General features: G+C 67.6%; 15 protein-coding genes and 1 pseudogene. 5 read left to right on the top strand and 11 right to left on the bottom strand.

The window, feature by feature from the left end; translation table 11 throughout:
* Window positions 1–21: 21 nt before the first annotated feature.
* The 4 genes from MA09_RS15185 to MA09_RS15170 form a co-directional block, all read right to left on the bottom strand.
* On the bottom strand, window positions 22–2,088 hold the full coding sequence (locus tag MA09_RS15185) for a bifunctional diguanylate cyclase/phosphodiesterase (protein ID WP_051933490.1): 2,067 nt from the start codon (window positions 2,086–2,088) through the stop codon (window positions 22–24).
* Window positions 2,081–3,253: an EAL and HDOD domain-containing protein gene (locus MA09_RS15180; protein ID WP_036250248.1), complete on the bottom strand. Its 1,173-nt coding sequence runs from the start codon at window positions 3,251–3,253 to the stop codon at window positions 2,081–2,083. Before MA09_RS15180 ends, MA09_RS15185 begins: the two co-directional genes overlap by 8 nt.
* 105 nt (window positions 3,254–3,358) lie before the next feature.
* Window positions 3,359–4,000 carry a response regulator transcription factor gene (locus MA09_RS15175; RefSeq protein WP_036250246.1) on the bottom strand — a complete coding sequence of 214 codons (642 nt, stop codon included), beginning with the start codon at window positions 3,998–4,000 and terminating at the stop codon, window positions 3,359–3,361.
* Window positions 3,997–5,361, bottom strand: a complete 1,365-nt coding sequence (locus MA09_RS15170; protein WP_036250244.1) for a cache domain-containing protein — start codon at window positions 5,359–5,361, stop codon at window positions 3,997–3,999. Before MA09_RS15170 ends, MA09_RS15175 begins: the two co-directional genes overlap by 4 nt.
* Before the next feature lie 218 nt (window positions 5,362–5,579).
* Between MA09_RS15170 and MA09_RS15165 the strand changes: the two genes are divergently transcribed.
* Complete coding sequence (locus tag MA09_RS15165; protein ID WP_036250241.1) at window positions 5,580–7,646, top strand: carbon starvation CstA family protein; 2,067 nt, start codon at window positions 5,580–5,582, stop codon at window positions 7,644–7,646.
* A complete protein-coding gene (locus tag MA09_RS15160; RefSeq protein ID WP_051933489.1) occupies window positions 7,646–7,864 on the top strand; it encodes a YbdD/YjiX family protein in 219 nt (72 codons plus the stop codon). Before MA09_RS15165 ends, MA09_RS15160 begins: the two co-directional genes overlap by 1 nt.
* Window positions 7,865–8,059: 195 nt before the next feature.
* Here MA09_RS15160 and MA09_RS15155 read toward each other — a convergent pair whose 3' ends face one another.
* On the bottom strand, window positions 8,060–9,097 hold the full coding sequence (locus MA09_RS15155; RefSeq protein WP_036250238.1) for an FkbM family methyltransferase: 1,038 nt from the start codon (window positions 9,095–9,097) through the stop codon (window positions 8,060–8,062).
* A gap of 264 nt (window positions 9,098–9,361) precedes the next feature.
* On the opposite strand from MA09_RS15155, the gene MA09_RS15150 reads away from it, so the two are divergent.
* Together MA09_RS15150 and MA09_RS15145 are read left to right on the top strand one after the other, a co-directional pair.
* Window positions 9,362–12,301, top strand: coding sequence for a hybrid sensor histidine kinase/response regulator (locus MA09_RS15150; RefSeq protein WP_036250236.1), 2,940 nt, complete (start codon window positions 9,362–9,364; stop codon window positions 12,299–12,301).
* Window position 12,302: 1 nt separating this feature from the next.
* Window positions 12,303–14,474 carry a bifunctional diguanylate cyclase/phosphodiesterase gene (locus tag MA09_RS15145; RefSeq protein WP_036250234.1) on the top strand — a complete coding sequence of 724 codons (2,172 nt, stop codon included), beginning with the start codon at window positions 12,303–12,305 and terminating at the stop codon, window positions 14,472–14,474.
* 112 nt (window positions 14,475–14,586) lie between these two features.
* Here MA09_RS15145 and MA09_RS15140 read toward each other — a convergent pair whose 3' ends face one another.
* Window positions 14,587–16,986 carry a penicillin acylase family protein gene (locus MA09_RS15140; protein WP_036250231.1) on the bottom strand — a complete coding sequence of 800 codons (2,400 nt, stop codon included), beginning with the start codon at window positions 16,984–16,986 and terminating at the stop codon, window positions 14,587–14,589.
* 174 nt (window positions 16,987–17,160) lie between these two features.
* On the opposite strand from MA09_RS15140, the gene MA09_RS24190 reads away from it, so the two are divergent.
* Complete coding sequence (locus MA09_RS24190) at window positions 17,161–17,442, top strand: hypothetical protein (RefSeq protein ID WP_229440745.1); 282 nt, start codon at window positions 17,161–17,163, stop codon at window positions 17,440–17,442.
* Here MA09_RS24190 and MA09_RS15135 read toward each other — a convergent pair.
* From MA09_RS15135 to MA09_RS15115, 5 genes and pseudogenes are all read right to left on the bottom strand, one after another.
* Window positions 17,385–18,305: a DUF2334 domain-containing protein gene (locus MA09_RS15135; protein ID WP_229440744.1), complete on the bottom strand. Its 921-nt coding sequence runs from the start codon at window positions 18,303–18,305 to the stop codon at window positions 17,385–17,387. The two genes, MA09_RS24190 and MA09_RS15135, sit on opposite strands and share 58 nt — an antisense overlap.
* Window positions 18,295–19,425 (bottom strand): glycosyltransferase, encoded by a 1,131-nt coding sequence (locus tag MA09_RS15130; RefSeq protein ID WP_036250228.1) that lies wholly within the window; start codon window positions 19,423–19,425, stop codon window positions 18,295–18,297. Before MA09_RS15130 ends, MA09_RS15135 begins: the two co-directional genes overlap by 11 nt.
* A gap of 102 nt (window positions 19,426–19,527) precedes the next feature.
* Window positions 19,528–20,118 carry a recombination mediator RecR gene (recR, locus tag MA09_RS15125; protein WP_036250226.1) on the bottom strand — a complete coding sequence of 197 codons (591 nt, stop codon included), beginning with the start codon at window positions 20,116–20,118 and terminating at the stop codon, window positions 19,528–19,530.
* A gap of 22 nt (window positions 20,119–20,140) precedes the next feature.
* Window positions 20,141–20,467, bottom strand: a complete 327-nt coding sequence (locus MA09_RS15120; RefSeq protein ID WP_036250223.1) for a YbaB/EbfC family nucleoid-associated protein — start codon at window positions 20,465–20,467, stop codon at window positions 20,141–20,143.
* A 50-nt stretch (window positions 20,468–20,517) separates the two neighbouring features.
* A pseudogene (locus tag MA09_RS15115) lies at window positions 20,518–21,240 on the bottom strand (DNA polymerase III subunit gamma/tau); the annotation flags it as partial.

The following is a 21,240-nucleotide window of genomic DNA, read 5'->3' as shown; positions in this document are numbered from 1 at the left end:
GCAGCGAATCTGCTCACTTAGTCAGGCTACCAGCAACCAGTTCTCCCGCAAACAACGCTCGAAGTCCACGGCCGGCAGCGGCTTGCTGTACAGGTAGCCCTGCACCTCGTCACACCCCGACTCGCGCAGGAAGGCCAGCTGCTCCAGCGTCTCCACGCCCTCCGCGATCACGCGCAGCCCCAGCTGCTGCGCCATGCTGACGATGGTCCCCGCGATCGCGCAGTCGCTCGGATCATCCGGAATCCCAAAGGTGAACGAGCGGTCGATCTTGAGCGTGTCGATCGGGAAGCGCTTCAGGTAGGACAGGCTCGAATACCCGGTCCCGAAATCGTCCAGCGACAGCGCCACGCCCAGCTGGTGGATGCGGTCCATGATCGCGGTGACGCGCTCGAAGTCGTGCATCAGCGTGCTCTCGGTGATCTCCAGCTCCAGCCACGAGGCATCCAGCCCGTAGCGCGCCAGGGTGTCCGCCACGCGGGCCGGCAAGGACGACGTGAACTCGCGCGCCGAGACGTTCACCGCCAGGCGCAGCGGCGCCACGCCCGCGCGCTGCCAGATCGCCGCCTGGGCGCAGGCCTGCTCCAGCACCCACTCGCCCACCTGCACGATCAGACCGGTGCTCTCGGCCAGCGGAATGAATTCGCCCGGAGGCACGATCCCGCGGGTCGGATGCACCCAGCGCACCAGCGCCTCGGCGCCGACGATCCGGTCGGTGCCGATCTCGAACTTCGGCTGGTAGTACAGGGTCAGCTCGCCGTTGCCCAGCGCCTGGCGCAGCCCGGATTCGATGCGCATGCGCTCCTGCATGCCCTGGTTCATGTCCTGGCTGTAGAAGGCGACGCTGCTGTCCGGGTCGGCGTCTCCCTTCTTTGCCCGCTCCATCGCGATGTCCGCCAGCCCCAGCAGGGTCTCGGCCTCGCTGCCGTCCTGCGGATAGACGCTGATGCCAATGCTGGCGCCCACGCGCAGGTCGTGGCCGCCGATCAGGAAGGGTGCGTCCAACGCGGCCTGCAGCTTCTGCGCCACCGTGGTGGCCTCGAAGTGCTGGCGGATGTCGAACAGGCCCACCGCGAATTCGTCGCCGGACAGGCGCGCCACCACGTCCTCGTCGCGCAGCGTGTCGCGAAAGCGCTGGGCCGCCTGGCGCAGCAGCTCGTCGCCGATCTTGCGGCCCAGGGTGTCGTTGATGCGCTTGAAGCGGTTCAGGTCGATGAACAGCACGCAGCCGGCGGCCTCGTTGCGCTGCGCGACCATCAGGGCCTGGTCGACCAGGCGCGCGAACAGCGTGCGGTTCGGCAGGCCGGTGAGTTCGTCGTAATAGGCCAGGTGGTGCAGCTGCTCCTCGGCCTGTTTTCGTTCGGTGATGTCGGTGAGGTAGGCAATCAGGCCGATCGGGCGCTCGGCCAGGTCGCGCAGCGGCGACAGCGACAGGCTGGCCCAGAACACCTCGCCCGACTTCTTGCGACGCCGGACTTCCATCATGCGCCCGCCCTGCTCCGCGAAGCTGTCGTGGAAGCCTTCGTCCTCGTCGGCATACAGGAACAGGATGTTGCGGCCGATCGCTTCCAGCGCGGTGTAGCCGAACAGTTCCTCGGCGCCGCGGTTCCAGCTGGTGATGTAGCCCATCTGGTCCATGGTCAGCACCGACTCGTGGATCTGGTCGAGGATCTGCGACTGGTGCGCGAGCTGGGTCTCCATCTGCGCGTAGGCATGGGTCGAGCGCACCGCCAAGGAGTGCACCTGCAGCAGCGAGGCGGTCAGGTGCGAGAGGCCGGCCAGCACGCGCGCGTCGTCGGACGTATAGCTGTCGCGTCCCGCCACTTCATAGATGCCGAATTGTTCCGAGGCGCCGGCCACCACCTGGCGCAAGACCGCGCAGGTGCCGGTGAATCCACCGATGCCGGCGCCGGGCAGGAAACGTCCGACCGGGCTGCCCAGCAGCGCGGCCGCAATGCGGCCCAGCGCATCGTAGAGCGAAGCGCCGCGCAGGCGCAGGACAGCGTCGCTTGCGGCGGTCGTGGCGCCGACGAAGTCCAGTGGTTCCTCGAGTGATGCGTCAACCGCTGCGAGCGCCTGCATGTCAGACATTCCGTCCCACCTGGATGGCCCAGTGATAGGCGTTCAACTGGCTGTTCCACCAGTCGGCGGCATCGATGCCCGCCGCGTCGAGGGCTTCCAGCGAGGGATGGGTTTCCGTCAGGCGCAGCCAGCTGCCGAGTTCCCCGCTGCGCTCCAGCAGCGCGCTTGACACGTGCTCGGGCAGGTGGAGGTCGGCGACGATCTCCGTCATCGGCATCTGCAGCAGCCGGTCGAGCAGCGAGAACACACCGGTCATGAAGGCCAGGTCGCAGTCGTCGCGCTCTCCCCCGCCCCCCTTGCACAGCGCTTCCAGCTGCGCACCGCGCCGCGCCGCCAGCGGCAGCAGCAGGTTCGGCAGGCCGTCGGCCTGCTGGCGCGCGTACAGCAGCAGTTGCAGCCAGCGCTGCAGCTGGCGCCGGCCGAGGAGGTTGATGGCCTGGTTGAAGCTGGTGATCTGGGTGCTGACCGCGAAGGCGGCCGAGTTGACCAGCTTGAGCAGGTGATAGGACAGCCCCGGATCCTGCTTGAGCTGCTGCTCGAGTTCACGCGAATCGGCATCGCGCGACAGCAGGCCGAGCAGGGTCAGGATGCGGCGGCGCGAGCTGCCGTCCGAGGTATGGCTGGCGCTTGATGCCGGGTCATACGGGTAGTCGCCGCTGAACCAGTCGAAGCCGGCCATCTCGCTTTGCATGAAACTGGCGGCGCTGTCGACGCGGCGTGCCAGGTGCGGACCGAACAGCGCGGCCAGGCGTCCTGCAGGCATGGGGTCGCGGGTGCAGTCGCGCGCGATGGTGCGCAACGCCGGCGGCACGGTGACGCCAGCAGGCGGACTGCCGTCGAGCCAGAGGCGGTAGCCAAGTTCGTGCAGTTCGGTGAGGCGGCGCGCCACGCCGTCCTCGAGGAGCGCGCCGGCGGACATGACAAAGCCGATGCGGTTGGCCGGCAACAGGGACAGTACGGGCGGGCTCAAAGGTGCGGGATGGTCGAGCAACAGGAGCCCGTCGAGCGGAGCGATCGCGGCCAGCAGGTCTGGGTTGCCGAACACGGCTTGCAGGCGCTGAGGCAGCTCCGGGCCGCCCGCGACGCGCAGGCACAGCGCGACCCACTCGTTCTGCCCATTGGCGACCGGGTCGATTGCTACCAGCGGAAACGAGTCGGGGTCCAGCTCGGCCATGTTGGGTTTCAATGCGCGGGCTCTGAATGATATTCAATCAATCTTATTCGACAGATTATTAGAAAGCAACAGTTTTATTTCTTTCGAGATACTATTCGTACATACTCATGCATAACCGCGGTTTTCTGCCCGCTTTACGGCGAAGCGGATCAGTTCGGCCTGCCCTTCGATGCCGAGCTTGCGCTTGATGTTGAGGCGGTGGGTTTCCACGGTGCGTACAGACAGGTCGAGCGCGCGGGCGATCTGCTTGTTCGATTGGCCGCCGGCGATGTGGTTCAGGACTTCCTCCTCGCGCGCGGTCAGCACGTTATCCGGCGCCGTCGCGCTGGCCAGCTGGCGCGCCAGTGCGGCGCTATAGTAGATGCCGCCACCCATCACGGTGTCGATTGCCAGCACGATGTCCTTGCCCGGCGCGTCCTTCAGCACGTAGCCGCGCGCGCCGGCCCCGATCGCCTGGGTCACGTATTCGGGCTTGTCGTGCATCGACAGGATCAGCACCGCGATGCCTGGATAGTGCTGCAGCAGGCGCGCGGTGGCTTCGATGCCGCTGCCGCCCTTCATGTTCACGTCCATCAGCACCAGATCGGGCCGGCAGGCGCCGGCCTGCTCGATGGCTTCCTGGCCGGATCCGGCTTCGCCGACCACACACAGGCGCGGCGCGGCTTCCAGGCGCGCGCGCAGGCCGTCGCGCACCAGGGGGTGGTCGTCCACCAGCAGGATGCGTATTTCGCGTCCGTCTTCCGTCATGTTCCCTCCTTCAGGTCGATGCTGGCCACCACGCGGGTGCCGAGCGGCGAGGAATCGATCGCGAGCCGGCCGCCGATCGCTTCCATCCTTTCCATCATGTTGCGCAGGCCGATGCCGCGCTGCGGGTGCTGGGCGATGTCGTGGGCGTCGAAGCCGCCGCCGTCGTCGGCGATGCTCAGGCTCAGGCAGCGGCCGCGCCGCACCAGGCTCATCTCCACCTGGCGCGCCCCGGCGTGGCGTTCGGCATTGGTCAGCGCTTCCTGGGCGATCCGGAACAGCACCGTCCCGGCCATCTCGGGCAACCCGTCCATCGCCCCTTCCGAGCGGAAGCGCACCGGTGTGCCGCTGTGGCGTCCGAACTCGCTGGCCAGGTGGTCGAGCGCCGGCGCCAGGCCCAGGTCGTCCAGCAAGGCCGGACGCAGGTCGTGCGAAATGCGCCGCACTTCGCCCAGTACCGTCTTCACCTGCTCCACGGTGCGCTCGAGCGCGCCGCGCGCCTGCTGCTGCTGGGCCGCGTCGCCGTCGAGGCGGATGATGCCGGCCTCCAGCTGAAGCTTGACCGAGACCAGCGCCTGGCTGATCCCGTCATGCAGGTCGCGCGACAGGCGCGCCCGTTCTTCTTCCTGCGATTCGGCCACGCGCTGGGCCAGCGCCTTGAGCTTGGCGTCGGCTACCCGTAGCTCGCGCAGATTGAGCACCAGGCCGCCGGCCGCCACCGCGCATGATGCCAGCACGGCCAGGCCGGCGATCCACAGCATCGTCTCGTCGATGTTGCGCGACTGCTGGGCATCGACCTGCGCCAGCGCGGCCTCGACGTCGTCGAGATAGATCCCGGTGCCCATCACCCAGCCCCAGTGCGCCACCGGCACCACGTAGCCGAGCTTGGGTGCGGCCCGATCGGAGGATGGCTTGGACCAGGTGTAGCGGTGGAAGCCTCCGCCGGCGCGGGCGCGCTCGATCAGGCGCTGGATGGTGGGCACGCCGTTGGCGTCGCGCCAGTTCCACATTTCGGTGCCGACCAGCTCGGGCTGGCGCGGGTGCATCAGGCTGCGGCCCTGCATGTCGTACACGAAGAAATAACCGTCGTCGCCGAAGCTCAGCGCGCCGAGGATGCGCTTGGCCTCCTCCAGGGTGGCGGCGTCGGTGCGCTTGCTGCGGACCAGGTGGCCGATCGAGTGCGTAGCCAGGGCCACGTAGTGGCGCAGCTCGGCCTCCTTGCTGGCCAGGTAAGCGCGCTGGATGGTGGCGCGTTGCTGCTGGGCCAGCTCGACGGCCTGCTGGCGCACGAACAGGGCGATCGCGCACATGACCACGATCAGTGGCCCGATCGCCAGCACGATGACCTTTTGCCTCAAGCGCATCCTGTTTCTCCCAATAAATCAGGCCAGCATTTTAAGGGGGAAACGGACGGGCTGCCGATGCCGCCCCCGCTACGTAGTACTACGCAGGACCTGCGTAATGGTGCGCTTGTGGTGCTGATATTCGTGCAACATACTCTCCGGTACGCTGTCCAAAAAACCGCCGGTCAAGACGCACCCGACCGGCCAAGAACAAGTTTTAACATCCTCGGAGGAGCACCATGAAACGCATGTCGGGCGCGCTCGGCTGGATCGCACTGTCGATCCTCGGCGCATTTTCGCTCGGTTTCATCGCCGTCAAGCGCGGCGAAACCATCAATGCGATCTGGATCGTCGCAGCAGCAGTCTGCGTCTACCTGATCGCCTACCGCTTCTACAGCAAGTTCATCGCCTACAAGGCGCTGGGACTGGACCCGACACGCCAGACGCCGGCCTACAAGTACAACGACGGCCTGGACTATGTCCCGACCAACAAGTACGTGCTGTACGGCCACCACTTCGCCGCGATCGCCGGCGCCGGCCCGCTGGTGGGCCCGGTGCTGGCGGCCCAGATGGGCTACCTGCCCGGCATGATGTGGATCCTGGCCGGCGTCGTCTTTGCCGGCGCCGTCCAGGACTTCATCGTGCTGTTCATGTCCACCCGCCGCGACGGCCGCTCGCTCGGCGACCTGATCAAGTCCGAGATGGGCGAGATCCCGGGCCTGATCGCGCTGCTGGGCTGCTTCATGATCATGGTGATCATCCTGGCGGTGCTGGCGCTCATCGTCGTGAAGGCGCTCACGCACTCGCCGTGGGGCAGCTTCACCGTGATGGCGACCATCCCGATCGCGCTGTTCATGGGCCTGTACTCGCGCTACGTGCGCGTCGGCCGCATCGGCGAGGTCTCGATCATCGGCTTCGTGCTGCTGATGCTGGCCATCATCGGCGGCCAGTGGGTGCACGAATCGGCCACCCTGGGCCCGATGTTCGACTTCACCGGCACCCAGCTGACCTGGATGCTGATCGGCTACGGCTTCGTCGCCTCGGTCATCCCCGTGTGGCTGTTGCTGGCGCCGCGCGACTACCTGTCCACCTTCTTGAAGATCGGCACCATCGTGGCGCTGGCGATCGGCATCCTGATCGTCGCCCCTGAACTACGCATGCCTGCCGTGACCAAATTCATCGACGGCAGCGGCCCGGTCTGGTCGGGCAACCTGTTCCCCTTCCTGTTCATCACCATCGCCTGCGGCGCGGTGTCGGGCTTCCACGCGCTGATCTCGTCGGGCACCACGCCGAAGATGATCGAGAACGAGACCCACGCCCGCTTCATCGGCTACGGCGGCATGCTGATGGAATCCTTCGTCGCCATCATGGCGCTGGTGGCGGCGTCCACCATCGACCCGGGCATCTACTTCGCGATGAACAGCCCGGCCGCGGTGCTGGGCACTACCGCACAATCGGCGGCAAGCGCCGTGTCGCAGATGGGCTTCGTGATCACGCCCGAGTCGCTCGAGCAAATGGCCAGGGATGTCGGCGAAAACACGATCATCTCGCGCGCCGGCGGCGCCCCGACCCTGGCCGTGGGCATGGCCCACATCCTGTCGAACGTGGTCGGCGGCCCGGCCATGATGGCCTTCTGGTACCACTTCGCGATCCTGTTCGAGGCGCTGTTCATCCTGACCGCGGTGGATGCGGGCACCCGTGCCGGGCGCTTCATGCTGCAGGACCTGCTGGGCGCCTTCGCGCCGTCGCTGAAGCGCACCGAGTCGCTCCCGGCCAACCTGCTGGCCACCGGCTTGTGCGTGGCGGCCTGGGGCTACTTCCTGTACCAGGGCGTGGTCGATCCGCTGGGCGGCATCAATACCTTGTGGCCGCTGTTCGGCATCGCCAACCAGATGCTGGCCGCCGTCGCGCTGATCCTCGGTACCTGCGTGCTGTTCAAGATGAAGCGTGCGCAGTACGCCTGGGTCACCATCGTGCCGACCGTCTGGCTGCTGGCCTGCACCCTGACCGCCGGCTGGCAGAAGATCTTCCTGGACGATCCGAAGGTCGGCTTCCTGGCCCATGCCAGCAAGTTCCAGGCCGCGCACGACGCCGGCACGGTGCTGGCTCCGGCCAAGACCATCGGGCAGATGGAGCGCATCATCTTCAACGACTACGTGAACGCCACGCTGACGGGCTTCTTCATGCTCGTGGTGCTGTCGGTGCTGGTGTACGGCATCCGCACGATCATGGCCGCACGCTCGAGCAGCGGCCCGACCGCCAAGGAAACGGCCTACGTCGCCATGCCAAACCCACAGGTGCAGTGATGTTCGGCGACCTTCTCGACGCAGGCGTGCAGGCTACCAGGCAGGCAGGCAAGTACCTCGGGCAGAGCATGCGCCTGATGGTCGGCCTGCCCGAGTACGACACCTACCTGGCGCACATGGAGCGTACCCATCCGGACCAGACGCCGATGACGTACGAGGAGTTTTTCCGGGAGCGCCAGGAGGCACGCTACGGCGGCAAGCGCGCAACGTGCTGCTGAAGACGCGCTGACGATGGTTGACGGAGGGGCCCGACGGGGTCTGGAATGGACCCTGTGGGGCAATGCCGGTCACTTAAGAGGCGCCGCTCATCCGTAGGGTGGGCGGGGTAATGCCGGGCAATGCCCGGCATTACCCGCCCACCCTACAGTTCTTCCTAACTGACAGGCATTGCCCTGTGGGGTCCATTCCTGCTTTTATCGCTTGGCAGGAAGGCAGACCAGGTTGATCGGCGACGCGATGTCGTCGAAACGATGGGCGTTGCCGGACGTCACCCGCTCGCCGGGTGTTCCGTCGGTGGTGAAGACCTGCATGGTGTAGCCCAGCTTCTCCAGCATCGCCACGTAGCCGGGGCCGGAAATGTCGCCGATCTCGCGCAGGGAGCGCGGGAAGAATTCGGTCAGGATGACCGGCGCATGCTCGGCCAGGGTCTTGGTCGCGCCGCGGATGATGTGCGGCTCGAAGCCCTCGACATCCATCTTGATGAAGCGGATACGGCGTTCGTACTCGACCGAATCGAGCGGGCGGATGCGGATGCGTTCGCCGCGTGCATCGGCCGAGATATAGGAGCTCCCGGGATTGGTCGCGTGGGCACTCAGGTGGAAGGAGCCCTCGCCTTCGCTCGCGCCCAGGCCTTCGTTGAAAAGGACGCAGCGGTTTTCGAACCCGTTGGCACGCACACTGCGCGCCAGCATGTCGAAGGTGTTGCGCATCGGCTCGAAGGCATACACGCGGCCGGTGTCGCCCACCGCCCTGGCGGCCTGGATCGTGAACACACCGATGTTCGCGCCGGCGTCGATGAGCCCATCTCCTTCGCCCAACCACGACAGCATGAAGTCGACTTCGTGATTTTCCCAGTTGCCGTGCAGCACGCCAAACGACACGAAGCCGTCGAACAAGTTCACCCAGATCTGCAGGCCACGGTACTCGGTCATTACCCATTTCTCGTGGGGCCACAGGCCGATCTTTTCGCGGATATCCCAGCGGAACCGGTGCGAATCGAGCATCTTGAGCGCGACCTGGTGGATATTCTCGCAGGCCAGGTACTCGTCGAGCGGGGTCAGGTGGTCGCAGGGCCATCCGAACAGCGCGGTATGGAGAAGATCGATCTGCTCGGCGAAAGGCAGGGGCGTGGCCCCCCCTGGCTGCACCGCCAATGCGGTGTCGGGATGCTTGCCGGCTTGACGCTTCCTGGGAAGCTGCAGGTTTTCGAGGATGCGCGTGGTCAGATTCATGCTGGATCTCCTGGTCGTCATGGCCCAAACGCACCGAGTCTATGCTTGGCGACAGCAGCGGACTTAGTAAAGATCAGAGGTGCACGACGAAAGCGCGTGCGAGGCGGCACGGCCTGATTGTTCATTTGCCCAAGTACATTGACATCTGTCAACGCTACCCCCTCCCCTTGAACGTATATTTTTTTCTTGCGGGAATTTGCATTCCGCAAAGGAAGCCCTGCGTCGTCCGTCGCCGGGCCGCTCCGCCGTGCCTGCGGGATCAGAATGCCGAACTTCGAGCGCTCCAGCCTGAACCAGAAGCTGACCATCATCTCGCTGCTCTCGACCGCGACCGCGTTGCTATTCGTGTTCGCGACCTTCGTCGCGACCTCAGTGGCAAACCACCGCAAGAACGAGGCGATGCAGCTCCAGACCTTTGCCCGGGTCATCACAGCCAGCAGTGCCGACTACCTGCTGCTGCGCGACCGCGCACGTGCCAGCGCTGCGCTGGGCGCACTCGCGGCCAAGAGCGACATCGCCTCCGCCGTGCTGTACGACCGCAACGGCAAGCCCTTCGCGCAGTACGTCGCCACCAGCGACAGTCCCACCGAGGACCTGGTCCCGCCCGAGGCGTTGGACGGCATCGATGCCGAAGCCCTGGCCGCCGCCAATGCCGAGAGCCATGCCCTGCTCTCGCGCCGGATGCGCCTGTACAAGCCGGTGACGGCGGGCGAGCTGCAGGTGGGCGTGGTCATGATCGAGACCGACCTGGTCGCGACCTGGATCGACATCCTCGCCGGGCTGGCCGTGATGGGCCTGGCGATGCTGGTGTCGCTGGTGGTCGCGGTGGCCATGGCGAGCCGCTTCAAGCGCAGCATCGCCGAGCCGGTCACGAAGCTGATCCAGGCCGCGCAGAAGGTCTCCATCAGCCAGAACTACAGCCTGCGGATCGCCCACCAGCGCACCGACGAACTGGGCCAGCTGATCGACAGCTTCAACACCATGATGGCCCAGATCGAGGACAGGGGCGCCGCCCTGCTGCACCATCGCGACGAGCTGGAGCGCCAGGTCGGCGTGCGCACCGAACAGCTGGAAAAGGCCAAGAACGCCGCCGAAGCCGCCAGCCGTGCCAAGAGCGCGTTCCTGGCCACCATGAGCCACGAGATCCGCACCCCGATGAACGGCGTGCTCGGGATGACCGAGATGCTGCTCGCGACCCCGCTCACCGAAGCCCAGCGCAACTACACGACACTGGTCAAGCGCTCCGGCGAGCACCTGCTGGTGATCATCAACGACATCCTCGACTTCTCCAAGATCGAGGCCGGCAAGCTAACCATCGAGTACATCAACTTCAACCTGTGGGACCTGCTGGACGACATCCACAACGTCTACACCCCGCAGGCAGCAAGCAAGGGCATCGGCTTCGACTTCGACATCGCCAACGACATCCCGGTGGCGATCTGCGGCGACCCCAACCGGCTGCGCCAGATCATGGCCAACCTGCTCGGCAACGCCATCAAGTTCACAGAGGAGGGACGCATCCTGGCGCGGGTACGCGTGGCCGGCGAGGATACCCAGTCGGTGATGCTGCGCTTCGAGGTGCACGACACCGGCATCGGCATCTCGCGCGAAGCGCGGGCGCGCCTGTTCGAGGCCTTCTCGCAGGCCGACGATTCCACCACGCGCCGCTATGGCGGCACCGGTCTGGGGCTGGCCATCTCGAAGCAACTGGTGGAACTGATGGGCGGCGCCATCGGCGTGGACAACGCGCCCACGCGCGGCTCGATCTTCTGGTTCACGGTCAGCTTCGACAAGCGCCGCGTGGATCCCGATGCGCCCGACGCTCCCGGACGCCGCCAGCACCCGTTGGAGGGCCTGCGTGTCCTGGTCGTGGACGAACAAGAGGAAAGCCGCGAAGACCTGGCCCAGCAGCTCCGGGCCTGGCGCGCCACCGCCGACGGCGCGGCCAGCGCGGCTGCGGGCTACGAGCGCCTGCTGAGCGCGGCGAGAGCCGGCCGGCCCTACGACGCGGCTGTCATCGACATGGAGATGACCCACACCAGCGGCCTGGCGCTGGCAGCCTCGATCAAGGCCGATGCCGGGGCGCGTGCCACCCACCTGGTGCTGGTCAGTCCCGAGCGACTGGCGGCCGATCCGGTGCAGCGGCGCGCCGCCGGCGTCGCCTACCAGCTGGTCAAGCCGGCACGCGCTGCCGACATGTATGCCTGCCTGGCCGCCTGCGCGGCGCGCCTGCATGCGCCCGGCGCGGCAACGGCGCCGGCCGGGACTGCCACAGCGGCCGCCGGCACCAACATCGCGACACCGGCCGTCCGTGCACCTGCGCCTGCCAAGTCCACTGCCCCGGCTCCTGCTGCCGGATTCCCTGCGCCCGCTGCTGCCCGTCCTGCGCCCCGCGCACGCGCCCGCCGCGTGCTGCTGGCGGAGGATAATCCGGTCAACGTCGAAGTCGCGAAGGCCATGCTGGAAAGCCTGGGCATCGAGGCCACTTGCGCGCGCAACGGCCAGGAAGCGCTGCAGGCGGTGCGCGCCGGCAGTTTCGACGCCGTGCTGATGGATTGCCAGATGCCGGTGATGGACGGCTTTGCCGCCACCACCGCGATCCGCCGCCACGAACGCGAAGCGGGCCGCGCACGCACGCTGCCGGTCATCGCCATCACCGCCAACGCCCTGCAGGGCGACCGTGAAGCCTGCCTGGCCGCCGGCATGGACGACTACCTTTCGAAACCCTTCACCCAGCAGCAACTGGCGGCAGTCATCGGCCGCTGGGTGGCGGTGCCGCTGGCGGCCACCAGCCATCACCTCGATGCGCCGCCGCGCCTGCCGAAGGAAGCGGTCGAGGTGATCCAGCGCGAGTCGGTCAACCGGGTGGCGCTCGACAACATCCGCGCGCTCAGCCGCGAGGGCGGCGATGCGCTGGTGCAGAAGGTCATCGCCGCCTACGTGGGCGACACGCCGCGCCACCTGGCGACGCTGCGCGCCGCGGTCGAGGGCATGGATACCGGCAGCGTGCGCCGCGTCGCCCACAGCCTGAAGTCGGCCAGCGCCAACATCGGCGCCGCGCGCCTGGCGACGCTGTGCAGGGAACTCGAACAGTTGGGGCGCGCCGACACCGTCGACGGCGCCGACCGCATCCTCACCGACATGGAACACGAATTCCAGACCGTGCGCCATTCGCTCCACGCCATGCTTGAAAAGGAAACCTGAAATGCCTTCCTCTCCACCGAAGCGCGGAACGGTCCTCGTCGCCGACGACGACCCGGTCATGCGCATGCTGATGCTCGAGATGCTGGCCCAGGTCGGGCTGGACGCGATCGAGGCGCCGGACGGCGCGGCAGCAGTCGAGCTGGCGCGTTCGCGCTCGCCCGACCTGATCCTGATGGACGTCGAGATGCCGCGCATGGATGGCTTCGCGGCCTGCGAAGCGATCCGCGCCGCCGAATTTTCCAAGTCTGCCGACGGCACCAGTGTGCCGATCGTGATGGTGACGGGCGGCGACGACCTGGAGGCGGTCACGCGCGCCTACGAGGCCGGCGCCACCGACTTCGTCTCCAAGCCGATCAACTGGCCGATCCTCGGACACCGCGTGCTCTACGTCCTGCGCGCCAGCGACGCCATCGCCCGCCTGCGCATCGCCGACGCCCAGAACCGCGCCGTGCTGGCCGCCATTCCGGACACCTTCTTCCGCCTCGACCGCGACGGCTTCTACCTCGACTACGAGCCGGGTCACGAGCGGCCCGGACGCGGCCGGGCGAACCGCAGGCAGACCGCACCCCAGGCCCACTCGCAGCCCTGCATCGGCAAGCACATCACCGACGTGCTGCCGCCCGAGATCGCCGGGCGCATGCTGGAACAGATGCGCAGCGTGCTGGCCACCCAGCAGGTCCGCTCGGTCGAGTACGAGCTCGAACACTGCGGCGAGACACAGCACTTCGAAGCGCGGCTGGTCGCCACCAGCGACTCGCAGGTGCTCGGCCTGGTGCGCGACATCAGCGAGCGCAAGCGCGCCGAAGAGCAGATCCGGCGCCTCGCCTATTGCGACAGCCTGACCGGGATTCCGAACCGCCAGGCCTTCCTGGAGACGCTGGAACGCGAGCTGCAGCGCTCGAAGATCGGCAACAAGAAGTTTGCCGTGCTGTTCATGGACCTCGATGCCTTCAAGCGCATCAACGACACCCTGGGGCACAATGCCGGCGACCAGCTGCTCAAGATGGTGTCCGAGCGCCTGCGCGAGACCACCCGGCCGAGCGACCTGGTGTCGCGCGGGGACAGTGCCGCCAACACCCATGCCGACCACACCACCAACCTGGCCCGCCTGGGCGGCGACGAGTTCACCATCCTGATCCCGGACCTCGAACGGGTCGAGCACGCGCTGAACGTGGCGCACCGCGTGAAGGAAGCGATGCGGCGACCCTTCCTCATCGAGGGCAACGAGATCTTCGTCACCGCCAGCATCGGTATCTCGCTATTCCCGGAAGACGGCGACGATTGCGGCTCGCTGCTCAAGTTCGCCGACACCGCGATGTACCATGCCAAGAACTGCGGCAAGAACAATGCGAAGCTGTACAGCTCCTCGCTGACGATGCAGATCATGAGCCACGTAAAGCTCGAGGTCGGGCTGCGCAGAGCGCTGCAGAACGACGAGCTCTACCTGGTCTACCAGCCGCAGCGCGACGTGCGCACCTCCGAGATCGTCGGGGTCGAGGCGTTGGTGCGCTGGCGCCATCCGGAGCGCGGGCTGGTACCGCCGACCGAGTTCATCCCGTTGGCCGAGGAAACCGGCCTGATCGTGCCGATTGGCGAGTGGGTGCTGCGCACCGCCTGCCGCCAGGCGCGCACCTGGCAGCGTCACGCCCAGCGCATGGTGCGCATGGCGGTCAACCTGTCGGCCAAGCAGTTCAAGGACGAGAACCTGTCGCAAACGGTGCACTCGGCCCTGCTGGATGCCGGACTGGAACCGCGTCTGCTGGAGCTGGAACTGACCGAAGGCACGCTGATGGACGACGCGCGCGCGACCCTGATCACGCTGGAACAGCTGCGCGGCATCGGCGTGTACCTGTCGATCGACGACTTCGGCACCGGCTACTCGTCGATGAACTATCTAAAACGTTTCGACGTGCGCGCGCTGAAGATCGACCGCAGCTTCATCAACGGCCTGCCGCAGGATTCGGAGAACGCGGCCATCACGCGCGCCATCATCGCGATGGCGCACGGATTGAAAATGGTGGTGGTGGCCGAGGGGGTCGAGACCGGGGAACAGTTGCTGCTGCTCGAGCAGTATGGCTGCGACATGGTGCAGGGATACTACCTGGGCCATCCGTCGAGCGCTGAGGATATTACGGGAATGCTACAGGCGCCCCTGTTACTGCCCGCGAAGTAGAGTGGTCGGCGCTGCCGAGCGCGCGTTCAACAATACGATGAAATAACGTATCGTCTTTTCAAATACTGTTTCGACGCGCGGACGGCGAAGCCGTCCCCCCTACGACCTCTGATTACGGCACGAACCGTAGCGTGTGCTTCACCGGGCCCGGCAACAGCGGCACCGGCCTGGCCTCCACCCACTCCGCATGTCCGGCCAGGAAGAACGGCGACAGCGGGTGGCCACTCTGCCCGCCCGGCATGTTGTACAAGCCCTCCTCTTCGCGCCCCGGCGACACCGTCAGGCGCTCCGACTGCCCGAACTTCGGGCCCGCCACGCGCGGCATGTTGGAGTCGCCGGGCAGCTGGTCGGCCGGTGCTCCCAGCAGCGGCGCCAGGGCCGGCACCGCCATACTGATCGGATGCGCGATCGAAGCAAGGTTGCGTTGCCCCCAAGTGGCCTGCGCCAGCGCTTGTCCATCCTTCGTCAGGTCCTGGATCACGCGGTCGACGGCGGCCAGCTCCACCGCGCGCCAGTCGCGATACCCCGGCGGCAGCCAGCCGACCGGCCGGGTGTCGAGCAGGCGCGCGACCACGTCCGGCCAGCGGGTAGTGGCGCTGCCGATCGTGGCCTTCGGAGCGAGCGCCTCCATTGCCTTGTTGGCGCGGCCGAACAGCAATTCGTGGAATGCCCACATGGTGTTGCGCGCCAGGCGGTAGCCCACCGATCCGACGCTGGCATGGCCGTCCCAGCTGGTCTCGAGCAGGCGGCGGAATTCGGCCCGCTGCGGCTGGCCATCGAGTGCCTGCGGGTCGAGCGCCCTGAGCGCGCGCTCGCGCCAGCGCCCGATGAAGATCGCGCGGTCGTCGAGCGCCGCGCCCCAGGCCTGGCCCACGTCGAGCTTCGGCCCGAGCGCGCGCAGGCTGTCCGCCAGCTGGCGGTTGCGCGCGCCGATGTCGAAACCGCCATCGCCGATCAGGGCGGCGCCCTCGCCCATCAGCTGGCGGCTGTTGGCGGTGGTGATCTGGCCGTCGGCCGGATTCACCACACGCGGATAACGCTCCGGCGCCAGCCGCGCGCTCCAGGTGGGCACCCCGTCTTCCAGCGGGAAGGTCGTCGCCAGCACCGGCGTCGTGCGCTGCGGCAGCAGGCCGGCGATGGTCCAGCCGATGTTGCCGGCCGCATCGCCGGCGACGAAATTCTGGGCCGGGATGCCGTCGATGGCGGCGATCGCCAGCGCCTCGTCCACACTGCCCGCCGTCTCCAGCTTCAGGTGGTTGAGGTTGATCGCGGCCGGATCATGCGCGATCCAGCGCACCGCATACTGGCGGCCGCCGGCTTCCCTGATCGGTCCCAGCGAGGTCTCGCGTACGACGAAGCGCTCGGCCTGCGCGCCCTTCACGGCGATCAGCTCCACGTGGCTCGCCGGGGTTTCCCAGCCGGCCGGCAGGCGCACCTGTCCCGGGCGCGCAGCATCCAGGTCCACGGGCACCAGGTCGACCAGGTCGGCATAGCTGTTGGTGAAGGCCCAGGCCACCTGTCCGTTGCTGCCGACGATGATGGTCGGCGGCGCACCGGGCAGGCTGACGCCGGCGATCCTGCGCTGCCCCCCCTTCGGGTCGGGGAAACGCAGCGCCAGGCGGTACCAGATGTTCGGCAGTTGCAGGCCGAGGTGCATGTCGTCGGCGACGATGGCCGCGCCGCTGGTGCTGCGGCTACCGGCCACCGCATAGTTGTTGCTGCCGACCGAAGCGTCGAGGCCGGTGCCCGCCAGCTGGACGGGCTGCTCAGGAGCCGCGCCCCACCAGGCCGGAGCCTGCGGCGGCAGCGGCGCCTGGGCCGGCGGCGCCACGCCTGCGCCGGCGTCGAGCGTCGCATCCCAGCTGCTCGCTTCGGGCAGCAGGAAGGCCAGCTGCGCCGGATCGCTGTTGGCGCGCAGCCAGCCGCGCGCCAGCTCGCGCGGCTCCTGGTTGCCCTGCAGGTCGATGTACATCGCCCAGATGACCAGCAGCGAATCGGCGGCGCTCCATGGACGGGCCTCGGCACCGGTCAACGCGTATTCGAAAGGCTTGGCGCGCAGCGCCTGCAGGCCGTCGTTGACACCGGCCACATAGCGCTCCAGCAGCGCGCGCTCGCCCACAGGCAGGCGCGCCAGGGCCAGCTGCGCACGGGCGCGGAAGCGGTGCAGGCGGCGCGAGCGGTCGAGCGGCAGCGCGCGCGGGCCGAACAGCTCGGCCAGTTCGCCGGCGGCGGTGCGACGCAGCAGGTCCATCTGGAAATAGCGCTCCTGGGCATGGACGAAGCCGGTCGCATACGCGACGTCGGCGCGGCTAGTGCCGCTGATCAAGGGCACGCCGGCGGCGTCGCGCTCCACGGTCACTACGGCGTGCATGCCGGGCGCCGCTCGCTCGCCATCGAGCTGCGCCAGGCTGGCGCGCAGGTAGAGCCAGCCGGCGGCAAGCGCCAGCAGGATGAGCGCCACCAGTCCGGCCACCCCGCGCAGGGTCCAGGTCCTCCATCGGCGCTGGCGCATTGTGTGTCCCCCTTCTTTTTGGGGGTGTATCTTGCCAGAAAATGGGGCTTCCCGGCGAACCGGAATTGTTATCGCTACGTGAGGTGTCGAACGATTGATTTACGCACGACGCATCCCCAAGTGGCGTCCTATACTGGAACCAAACCGCCAGGACGGCGGGCGAAGGAGTCGATCATGCAGATGGCAAAATATGCGGTACTGGCAATGACCCTCGGGCTTGCTGCTTGCTCCACGCCGCAGCAGCGCGCCGAGCGCATGCAGTCGGAAATGGCCGAACTGATGACCATCTACGGTCCGGCGTGCTCGCGCCTCGGCTATGCACAGAACAGCGACCAGTGGCGCCACTGCGTGCTGCAGCTCAGCACGCGCGAGGAATTGCGCCAGGTTGGCCCCTCGTACTACGGCGGCTGGGGCGCACGCCACTGGCGCGGTGGGTACTGGGGACCGTACTGGTAATGATGGGTGGCGAATAAGTGCGCGAACGCGGCCTTGGTCATGGCCGTGTGCGTTGCGAGCAGCCGCTCGACCGTGGCCTGCGCATGGCGCAGCAGCCGCGGATGGCGCACGTCGGGCGGGTGCAGGCTCAAGCGGATAAGCGGACGGCGTGCCAGCGCCAGCGCCAGGGCGTCCGCCAGCAGCGGGGAGGCCAGCCGACCGGTGCGGTTGCGCGCCGCATAGACCAGCGAGGGTGACCACACCGTCCCGCCGTTGCCCGGCGTCCCCGCGCCGGCGCCGGCGCCGGCGCCGAGCACGTGAAAACGCAGGAAGGTCGTGGTGTAGTCGAAATCGAAGGCGCGCAGCGCCTGCCAGGCCCCCTCGCCCATCAGCCAGGCCGGCGGCACGAAGCCGTGCACCGGCCAGCCGCGCTCGGCGAACCAGTCGAGTCCGCCCTGGATACGCCGCGCCGCCTCGTCGGCCGGCAGGGCCGCGAACTCGCCTTCGTGGCTATACCTGCCGCGCCAGAATCGCTCGCTCAAGCCGGGGCCGCGCGGTGCGGTGTCGAGATGGGTAAAACCGTGCAGCGCGAGCTCGTCGCCCTGCACCAGGGCGCGCTCGAGCCCTGCTTCCATGCGCGCCGGCTCACCACCGGGGCGGTGGTATTGGGGGACGACCAGCCAGGTCAGCGGCAGCTCCGCCACCTCGCGCAGGGCCTGGGCGAGACGCATGCAGTCGTCCCAGGTGGCAGGGGCAACATCGTGGATCGAGACGCACAGGGCCGGCTTTCCCGGCGTGCCGGCCTGCCGGCCGCCGCGCGCACTGCCCACCCGCTCCGTGGCGGCTTCGCTGCCCGCCTGCGTATCCTGACGCTCAATCCACACAGACACGCTCCAGCGTGCGCGACGCGTCAGGACGGGCCGCGAGCAGGCTGCCGTAGCGGTGCATCAGCTGCGGGAAGACCTGGCTCCAGTCGTAGTGCTCGTGCGCCTTGCGCCGCGCATTGGCGCTCAGGCGCACCAGGTCGCGCCCGTAGATGGCCTCGATGGCGCCGGCCAGGCTGTCGGCGTCGTTGGGACGCGCCAGGATGCCGGTCTGCTCGTCCACCAGTTCGGCCACCCCGCCCCCGTTCGTCCCCACCACCGGCAGGCCGCAGGCCATCGCCTCCAGCACGATCAGGCCGAAGGTTTCGCAGTCGCCCGGATGCACCAGCACGTCGCAGCTGGCCAGCAGGCTGGCCAGCGCGCACTGGTCACGCTGGAACGGCATGAAGCTCAGCTGCACATTGTGGGCTAGCTGAGCCCCGCCCCCGACCAGCAGCAGGTGGTAGGGCTTGCCGAGCTTGCGTACAGCCTCGACCAGGACATCCAGCTTCTTGTCCGCCGTGAAGCGGCCGGCATAGACCAGCAGGCGGGTGTCTTCCGGCAGCCCGAGCTCGGCACGCAGGCTGTCGCGGCGGCGGCACGGATGAAAGATCTCGCTGTCGATGCCGAGCGGCTGGTGCAAGGCATGGGGCACGCCCATGTCGGCCAGCTGGTGCACCATCAGCCGGCTCGGCGCCAGCACGGTATCGAACTCGCCGTACAGGTGGGCGAGGTACTTGCAGGTACCGTGGGAAATGGTCTCACCAAAACGGTTCTGCACGAGGCGCGGCAAGTCGGAATGGTAGAAGGCGACCGCCGGGATGCCGAGCTGCTGGCGCAGGCGCAATGCCGCCCAAGCACTATGGCCGGCATCGCCCGCCTCGATCAGGTCGGGCCGGACCGCGCGCACGCGCCGGACCGCCGCCGCCACCGAGACCGGCATGCGGTAGCCGTGGATGCCCGGCAGCGCCACCGCCGGCACCCGCATCAGGCTGGGAGCTTCGTTGTCGCTGACGTTGGGGCTGAAAATGGTATGCCGTGCCCAGCCATAGCGCGCCAGCCAGCGCGACTTGGCATTGAGATAGGTGCTGACGCCGCCTCCCTCGGCAGCGTAGAACATCGTGATGTCGACGAGATGCATGTGGGGTCCGCTGAAAGTACCAAAATAGCAGCGGTCCGCCAACGAGGCTTGCGCGCGCGCACAGGCATCCGCGGAACCTGCCGCCGTTCGTCCTTACAAGGATTATGCGCTGCGGCGATCGAGCATGGCGCGCGCTATGGTGCCCGCATCGACATACTCGAGCTCGCCGCCCACGGGTACGCCGCGCGCCAGCCGGCTGACCTTCAGCCCGCGCGCCTTCAGCATCTCGCTGATGTAGTGGGCGGTGGCTTCGCCCTCGTTGGTGAAGTTGGTTGCGAGCACCACCTCATCGACCACGCCATCGGTGGCGCGCCCGACCAGTTTATCGAGGTGCAGGTCGCGCGGGCCGATGCCGTCCAGCGGCGAGAGCCGCCCCATCAGCACGAAGTACAGGCCCTTGTAGGTCATGGTCTGCTCGATCATCATCTGGTCGGCAGGGGTTTCGACGATGCACAGCAGCGCGCGCTCGCGTGTGTCATCGGAACACAGCTCGCACACTTCGGTATCGGCAAAGGTATTGCAACTGGCGCAGTGGTGGACCGTGTCCACCGCCTGATACAGCGCGCGCGACAGCATGGCCGCGCCTTCGCGGTCATGCTGCAGCAGGTGGAAGGCCATGCGTTGCGCCGACTTCGGACCGATGCCGGGCAGGCGCCGCAGCGCCTCGGTCAGGAAGTCGAGCGACTTGGACATGTGTGCCTTTTTTCAGTTTGGATCAGAACGGCATCTTGAAGCCCGGCGGCAGCGGCATGCCGGCGGTCAGGCCGCTCATCTTCTCGGCGGCGGTGGCTTCGGCCTTGCGCACGGCGTCGTTGAACGCGGCCGCGACCAGGTCTTCCAGCATGTCGCGGTCATCGCCGAGCAGCGACGGATCGATGGTGACGCGCTTGACGTCGTTCTTGCAGGTCATCACGACCTTGACCAGGCCGGCGCCCGACTGGCCCTCGACTTCCATCTGAGCCAGCTGCTCCTGCGCCTTCTTCATGTTGTCCTGCATGGCCTGCGCCTGTTTCATCAAGCCTGCGAGCTGGTTTTTCATCATGGTAGGGTTCTCCAAAAGTGCCTAGTGGGTGATTCAATGGATTCGAGTGCTCAAGCTGCGGCCGGCTTCACCGAGCCGGGCACGACGAAGGCGCCGAAGGTGCGTTCCATGGCCTGCACGAAGGGGTCGGCGGCGACCAGGGCTTCGGCCTGGCGCTGGCGCTCCTCGCGCGCGGCCTTGGCCTCGGCCGCGGCGGTGTACCAGGTCGGGCCGATCTCGGTGTCGAGGCTCACGCGCACCTGCGGGAAGTGCTCCTGCAGCGCGGCGGTCAGCTTCTCGCTGTTGCCGCTGGCGCGCAGCGTGTCGACCGGCACGCGCAGGCGGAAGGTCGCGGCCTGCTCATGGGCGATACACTCGATCAGTTCGGTCTGCAGGGCCAGCTGCTGGGCCACGCCGCGCAGCGGCAGGCTGGCGGCCAGCGCCGGCCAGTTGCCGTCCCAGCCGATGCTCGGGACCGGCGTGACGACATAGGCGTGCGGCGGCGCGGCCGGGGCGCGCATCTGCGCCGGTGCCGGCGCCGTGACCGCGGCCGGCGCCTCGGCGGCGACTGCCGTGTCGTCGGAAAATTCGGTGACCCAGGAAGGCGGCTCGTCATCGCTCGGTGCGGCCTGCATGCGCGCCTGAGCTTGCTGCATATGGTGCTGCATTTGGTGCTGCATTTGGTGCTGCATCTGCTGCACCGGTTGCTGCGGGGCGGCCTGCGGCTGTTCCCATGGCGGCGCCGAGCCTGGGCCGGGACGGCCTGCCGGGGCGCCCTGCATGGCGGCCGACGG

Source organism: Massilia sp. BSC265 (genome assembly GCF_000740675.1).
Taxonomy (GTDB): domain Bacteria; phylum Pseudomonadota; class Gammaproteobacteria; order Burkholderiales; family Burkholderiaceae_D; genus Telluria.
Note: the sequence above shows the minus strand (reverse complement) of the source record. Positions and strands in the feature narration are given on the sequence as shown.